This is a genomic window from Lentihominibacter sp. (assembly GCF_046951855.1).
Taxonomy (GTDB): Bacteria; Bacillota; Clostridia; order Peptostreptococcales; family Anaerovoracaceae; genus Lentihominibacter; species Lentihominibacter hominis.
Genome location: NZ_JBKTXS010000042.1, coordinates 1 through 7,634, shown reverse-complemented (window position 1 = coordinate 7,634; position 7,634 = coordinate 1). Strand labels below are relative to the sequence as shown.

General features: G+C 38.3%; 4 protein-coding genes. 3 read left to right on the top strand and 1 reads right to left on the bottom strand.

The window, feature by feature from the left end; genetic code table 11:
- Positions 1-409: 409 nt before the first annotated feature.
- From ACLR96_RS09300 to ACLR96_RS09290, 3 genes are all read left to right on the top strand, one after another.
- Positions 410-2,683 carry an SH3 domain-containing protein gene (locus ACLR96_RS09300; protein ID WP_177268641.1) on the top strand — a complete coding sequence of 758 codons (2,274 nt, stop codon included), beginning with the start codon at positions 410-412 and terminating at the stop codon, positions 2,681-2,683.
- A 25-nt stretch (positions 2,684-2,708) separates the two neighbouring features.
- Positions 2,709-3,575, top strand: coding sequence for a hypothetical protein (locus ACLR96_RS09295; RefSeq protein WP_177268639.1), 867 nt, complete (start codon positions 2,709-2,711; stop codon positions 3,573-3,575).
- Between the two features lie 539 nt (positions 3,576-4,114).
- Entirely contained in the window at positions 4,115-6,988 is a 2,874-nt protein-coding gene (locus tag ACLR96_RS09290; protein WP_412265730.1) for a glucosaminidase domain-containing protein, read from the top strand.
- A gap of 79 nt (positions 6,989-7,067) precedes the next feature.
- Here the strand turns inward: ACLR96_RS09290 and ACLR96_RS09285 are convergent.
- On the bottom strand, positions 7,068-7,634 hold a 567-nt coding region (locus ACLR96_RS09285), incomplete at its 5' end, for an aminopeptidase (RefSeq protein ID WP_412265727.1).

Sequence of the window (7,634 nt, the reverse complement as noted above, 5' to 3'; positions counted from 1 at the left end):
AGGGCTTTAGCCCGTGGTGGTTTTACAGTGAAAAGACCTGCCCGTATCTATGATACGGCGCGCAGGTCAAACACAGAAACCACAGGGCTTTAGCCCGTGGTGGTTTTACAGTGAAAAGACCTGCCCGTATCTATGATATGGCGTGCAGGTCAAACACAGAAACCACAGGGCATCAATTTATATTGACTGTTGTTGGCTTATATCAGTAATGTAATAAGAGAGATATATATAATAGAAAAATAATTTATATATTTGTTTGAATTTTGACTTAAATTGGAAGATGCGGAGGTAATATCAAAAGGGCTGTATATATTGACTTTTCAACGTTTTTGCTGTATAATTCCATTGTAAATCACGCTAAAAAACTATGAAAATAGATACAAAAAACATGGTATACAAGGAGGGAGTTATGTCAACAAGACGATTTACAAGAATTAACAGACTGATTTTAATAACAGTTGCGCTGATGATGGCTGTAATGATTTTCGCAGGATTGCCTTCTGCAGATTATGGGAGGGTGTACGCCTCAGGAGAAACTGCTAAAGTTACCGCTGACTTACTGTATGTGAGGAGCGGTCCGGGAACAAATTATTCAAGAATAGGCTCTTTAAGTCAAGGTAAAACTTTTGTCGTTAAAGGCTCTGCCAAAGATTCGTCAGGGGTCACATGGTATAAATTAAACTATGGCTCAAAGACGGGTTATGTATCATCGAAATATGTTAACATAAAACAAAATTCTGTAATATCGGTTTCGAATACACAAGGAACGGTAAATACAAAAACTGATCCTCTTACGGTAAGAAGCGGACCCGGTTCCAGTTATAAAAGTCTGGGAAGTATTGCCAAAGGAAAGACTTTTACCATAAAAGGAAAGGTTCAAGATTTTTCAGGAGTATGGTGGTATACTTTTGATTTTAACGGAAAAACCGGGTATGTTTCTTCTGCATATGTCAAGACCAGCTCCACTTCTACAAGTGTTACGGAGATAAAAGGAACTACAGGTACAGTAAATACAAAAACTGATCCTCTTACGGTAAGAAGTGGTCCGGGTGCAAGCTACAGCAGTCTTGGAACATTGGCAAAGGGCAAAACTTTTGCGGTGACAGGCAAGGCTCAAGACAGTTCAGGAACGTGGTGGTATAGACTTACATATAGCGGAAAGACAGGTTATGTATCATCAAAATATGTTACTGTAAAAACTGATTCAGGAGCTACAGAGAAGCCTCAGAATTCTAAAGGAACAGTAAATACCAAGTCGGATCCTCTTACAGTAAGAAGCGGACCGGGAACCAGTTACGGAAGTATCGGTACTCTGGCCAAGGGAAAAACTTTTGAGATTGTCGGCAGTGCAAAAGATACTTCAGGAAAACTTTGGTATAAACTTACATATAACGGAAGATTTGGATATGTTTCAGCTGATTATGTGAAAGTTACAGATAAAGAAGACAGCGGAAATACGGGTGACAATACAGGAGGAACGTCCAGTAAGCCTGTTACCTTCCAGATGGGAACGACAACAGCGCCGAGTGGTCTTAATGTAAGGAGTGGTCCGGGAACCAACTACAGCAGACTTACGACACTGCCTAAGGGAACAGCAGTGACTATTACCGGATCCGCCAAGGCAAGCGACGGGAAAGTATGGTACAAGTATCAATACAGTGCCGCTAAGGACGGATATATATGTTCTGATTATGTAACAGTGAAAACGGTAACTTCAGACAGTGAATTTGAATCATATATGACATCTCAGGGATTTCCTGAAAGTTATAAGCCGGGGCTTAGGGTTCTTCATGCATCTCACCCTCAATGGATATTCAAGTCGTATAATGTAGGATATACATGGTCACAGGCCATTTCAAAGGAAACTGCCAATGTATCTACTAATCTTGTCAGCTCTTCTTCACCTGTATCATACAGATCTACAGCCCCCGGATCATATAACTCAGCTACGAAGACATGGTCTACATTTGACGGAGGCTGGTATGCGGCAAGCGATAAAGTTGTGGCATATTATATGGACCCCAGGAATTTCTTGAGTGAAAGCGGAATATATCAGTTTATGACTCATAAGTATGACAGTGGATCGCAAAGCGCTAATACAGTGGCAGCAGTAATAAACGGATCTTTCATGCAGAGTAGGAATCCGGGAGGCGGGTATAGTTCATATTCTGCGCTGATAAATGCTGCGGGAAAAAATACAGGAGTAAATCCTAACGTTCTTGCAGCAATGATAATACAGGAACAGGGATGGAACGGAAGCAGCCTTGTATCAGGTACATATCCGGGGTATCAAGGATATTATAACTTTTTCAATATTGGAGCATATACGACAAGCTCTATGAATGCGATACAGAGAGGGTTATGGTATGCGAAGGGCTCGGGAGTAGGAGCGACAAGTTATTCCAGACCTTGGAATACTCCGTATAAATCTATTGAAGGCGGAGCAAAATTTTATTCAGGAGAGTATGTTTCCAACAAACAGGATTCATACTATACTAAGAAGTTCAATGTTAAAAATGGTGTAAATAAAGTAGGTACTCATCAATATATGACTAATGTTGCAGGCGCGGCAGGTGAAGGTAGCATTGTGAAAAGAGCTTACAGCAGCAACGACAATTATCCTGTAGTATTTGAGATTCCTGTTTACAATAGTATGCCTGTATCTGCTTGCCAGCTGCCGTAAACAGCGATAATGATTCGAGGGGTTTATGATGACGCATTGTAAAGAGAAAGAAAATTTAGCAGAATGTATTTTAAGAAAAATGATAATAACGGTGATGGTATTAGCTTTGCTGATACCCATCATCTCGCCTAAGGTATTCGCAGCATCCTCTGTAACAATAAGCGGAGGAGATAATATAAAAGGAGGAGATACTTTTACTGTTGCTGTTACCTTTGGAGGAGGCGATATAGGGCGTGTTGACGGAAGTCTGTCATATGATACAGAGAAACTTACGTATATATCAGGAGGAAGCAGTACGGGAAATTCCGGCTATATACAGCTTAAGGAAGCCAGTACTGACGGCAGTGTTACTTTTAATATAGAGTTTCAGGCTTTAGATGAAGGAGATACAGTGTTACAGGTGGCGACAAGAGAGATGTATGATCTCAATGAGGTTTATATGAGCGAAACTCCTTCTGCTTCTAAAACAATATCAATATCCGGAAGTGCTGCTTCCCAGCAAATTATAACTCAAACATCTTCTCCGGATCAGCCTGTAGCGGAAACAGAGCTCAAAGGTGTAGACGAAAAACCCGATGAGGGTATTTCCGGAAAGACCTTATTTATGGTAATCATTATTGCGGTACCAATTGTGTTGATAATAATAATAGCAATAATTTTATCTAAAAAGAAAAAATCAAAGGATGACATCAGCGGCAAAAAAGAGAATCAAGATGATGAATGTCATGAGAACATAGATTATCACAGAGAAAACCGGCATATTGACGGTGAAGTTTCAGAAAATATTGTCAGAAAGGAAAAATCAGAACAGAAAAAAGCTGTAAAAAAGAAAGCTTCGGAAGAAACTGAAAACTGGGCAGACTGGAATGGCTTTGATGATAATGACTTATAGGATAAGTAAAAAAGAGCATCTGAAATTAAAATCAGACGTTCTTTTTTTTACGGCAAGATAAATGAAGAAAAGTAAATTAAGATAATAAGTTGTAAAAAATAATATTTAAAAATTAGTTTTTATAAAAACTTAGTAAGTTGTAATGGAAATTTACTAAAGGCTTAAAACATTGACATTTCAACGTTTTTAAGGTATCATTATAGCATAGTTTGCTTAAGAAAAGCAGATAAAAGTACTAAAAAAGCTGATTGACAAGTTTAGAATTATGTAAATTAATCAAAGGAGGTGAATGAAATTATATGTTTTTACGAAGCTTATATCAACTGAATCGTTTGAAATTAGATATGAATCCATTTGAAGATTTTTTAGATAAGTTTCTGTTAAAATTAAATAGAAAAGAAGAAATGTAATTTACATAAAACATTTACAGAAAACTATTTAAACTCGCCAGACAGCATGTATTTTGACTAAAAAATGAGTTGTATGTGAGATTTTAATGTAAATTTTAATATAATGTGATAAAAGGAGGATAAGGAAAAGTGAAAAAACGAAAGATACTGGCATTGGCTCTTTCGCTGTGCTTAATGGTAAATGGTGCTTTTATTTTAGAAAGCAGCGCTGCGGAAGCCGGCAGTGAAAAGTCATCTGAATCTCTCAGTGATGAGAATCAATACAGAGAAATAACTATAATGGATGAGAACGGCAACATCACGGAATCTGAAGATTTTGACGGTAAATTTCCGGAATCTGAAGTGGTTGACCCGACAAGACAGACAAGAAGCAGGTCTGCAAGGTCTTCTTCATATGTGGTGAATTTTAATACTAAAAGTAACGATACAACATCATATACGGAAGCAGCAACGGGAAAAGCAGGGTATACTAATGGAGATTATGGTGCTGATGCGGCTTATCTTGGGACAAGCGGCGGCAAGGTAAAGTTCATGATGTCAGGCGTAGTAGGTCTTGTCAATTCCAGTGAAGTTCAGATCATTTCTGTTGATAGTGCAAAAGTTATCAGCGGGTATGAAGTTTCAAACGGAAGACTCCTTCACGGTATAGTATGTGATATGACTACGCCGGGCTATAACACCAAACTTGACAATGGCAAAGCTCCTTCATATTTAAAGACAGGAGTTAAATACTACAGTTACGATGGACATTATTTTTATACCGATTATGCTACCATGCTGTCAGATTATCAGAATAACACGAGAAGCAATTCTGTGAATCCAAAAAGTCCGTATTATAATTATTATCAATATCTGCCTATGAGAACCGTTACTTCATACAGCAGCAGTACTCTAAGTTCTATGATAAACAGCAGATCTTCAAGCAGTTCTAAGATGTATAATACCGGAAACAGCTTTGTGAACAATCAGAATACATATGGAGTCAATGCGCTTTTAATGACAGGTATAGCTGCTAATGAAAGTGCATGGGGAAGCAGTTCTATAGCTAAGAACAAGAATAATCTTTTTGGTCTAAATGCTGTTGACAGTTCATCGGGGACAAGTTCATATACATATGCCAGTGTAGATGTCTGCATAAAAGATTTTGCCAATGGCTGGATGTCAAGGGGATATCTGAATCCTAAAGATTGGAGATATTTCGGTGGTTTTCTCGGGAATAAAGCCAGCGGTCTGAATGTGAAATATGCATCAGATCCGTTTTGGGGAGAAAAAGCAGCCAATATTGCTTACAGCCTTGATAAATCCGGTGGAAGCAAGGATTATGACAAATATACTATTGGAATAAAAGATACGATAGCTACATCAGATAAAAACAATTATAATGATGTGAATGTGAGAAAAGAAGCGTCTACAGCTTCCGGCTCCAGTGTGCTTTATTCAACGGGTTCTTCGGCAAGTTATTCAGTAGTTTGCTTAAACAGTGAAACTAAAAATTCCTTCTATAAGATACAGAGCGATGCGGTTTTGAACAGTAGCAGAACAGGAGTAAACAGCAGTTCGGGAAATTATAGTTTTGACAGCATGTATGCCTATATACATTCGGATTATGTAATTCCTGTGAACAGTGGCACTGATACATCTCAGGAACCTGATTCCGAGCCGGCAACATTGAGTTCCATTAAAATAACAACGCCTCCTGAAAAAACAGTATATACAGAGGGCGATAAATTCAATGCTTCAGGCATGAAAGTAACAGCAATATTCAGCGACGGCTCGACTGAAGATGTGACAAGTAAGGTTACGTATACAGATCAGGCACTTAAGATAACTGATACTGATATCACTATCAGTTATAAAACCGGAAATGTAACTAAAACCGCAGTGCAGACAATCACTGTAAAAGAGAAAGCAGAGATAACATCTGTAAAGGTAAATCCTGCAGAAATCACTTTGGAACAGGGTGAGCAAAAAACTTTTGGCGTATCTGTTGCCGGAAAAGGTGATTTTTCCACAGAGGTCGAATGGAGCGTTTCAGGAAATAAAAGCGAGAATACTGTTATAGATGATAATGGCAAACTTACTATATCCTCAGATGAAAGTGCTGAGTCAGTTACGATTAAGGCTGTTTCCAAGGAAGATTCAAGTAAGTCTGCTTCTGTGATTGTAACTATTAAGAAGAAAACGGGAGAAGAACAGAAGCCTTCAGATAAACCACAGACCCCTGATGAGCCGAATATTCCTGAGGTACCGGATGCAACTGAAACTGAAAATGATGAACTTAAAGATAATGATTCAGGTATAACTCTTTCAGGCAATTTCAGTGAGGGAGCTAAATTAAATGTCACCGAGATAACTGCTGAATCAATGGGAGATTCGGGAAGCATCATTTCGTATGAAGATATAATAAAAACTGTTGCAGATAAGGTGGTATTAGGAGTATATGAAATATCTCTTGAAGGAACTTTTGAAGATTCTATAACTCTTACATTTAAAGTAGAAGACAAATATGAGGGCTGGAATGCTACAGTTCTCCATTATACAGAAAAAGTTCCGTCTGAAGGAGATCAGGAAAATGAAGTTTCAGAGGATGTATATAAAGAGACATATGAATCTACTGTCAAAGACGGAGTTGTTGCAATACAAGTTGACAGCCTGTCACCGTTTGTTTTGGCAGTCGAAGATCCTGACAAAGAAAATTCCGGCGGAGATAACACAGAAGGAACAGTTACCGATGAATCTGATTCAGAAAGCGATCAGACAATTGGTGATACTAACGAAAACAGCCAAGATGATGTAAACAGCGGAGAAACCACAAAAGAAGATAAAGAGGGAAACGGAATTGAGGATACTGATGAGACTAAAGCGCAGAATGCGACTCAGGATAAGGACAAGTCTGCTGAAACAGGGGACAGCTTCCCAATAACAATACTTGTGATAGTGGCAGTAATAGCAGTATTGTGTATAATAGGAATATTGCTGAGCAGAAAGTTTATGAAGAAATAGAATGTATTGTTTTAAATGTATAATAGGTTAATGAAATAAGATAAAAAGTAGGAGATCCTGTGATTCGGATCTCCTGTTTTTATTTAAGATTTTCGGGATTGAGGCATTCCAGCTCAGGAAGAGTAAATATGCCGTCTTTTCTTATGAGTTTGTTATCGAAATATATTTCGCCTCCTCCGTATTCAGGTCTTTGTATAGTGACAAGATCCCAGTGGACAGCTGATTTATTACCGTTAAAAGCATCTTCATAGGCTGCTCCCGGTGTAAGATGAAAACTGCCTGCAATTTTCTCATCAAAAAGCGTATCCTTCATTGGGTGAAGGATATAGGGGTTGACTCCTAAAGCAAATTCACCGAAGAATCTTGCGCCTTCATCAGTATCCAGCAACTTATTTATCCTATCATTATTGTTGGAAGAAGCCTTGATGATTTTTCCGTTTTTTATTTCAAATATAATGTTTTCGAAGGTGAAACCTTGTTCTTCTGACGGGGTATTGTAGGAAATGATTCCGTTTATTGAGTCTTTTACAGGAGCTGTGTAAACCTCTCCATCAGGAATATTGCATTCGCCTCCACATTTTATGGCGGGAATATCTTTTATGGAAAATGAAAGATCTGTACCGGGTCCCTTGATAGTGACTTTATC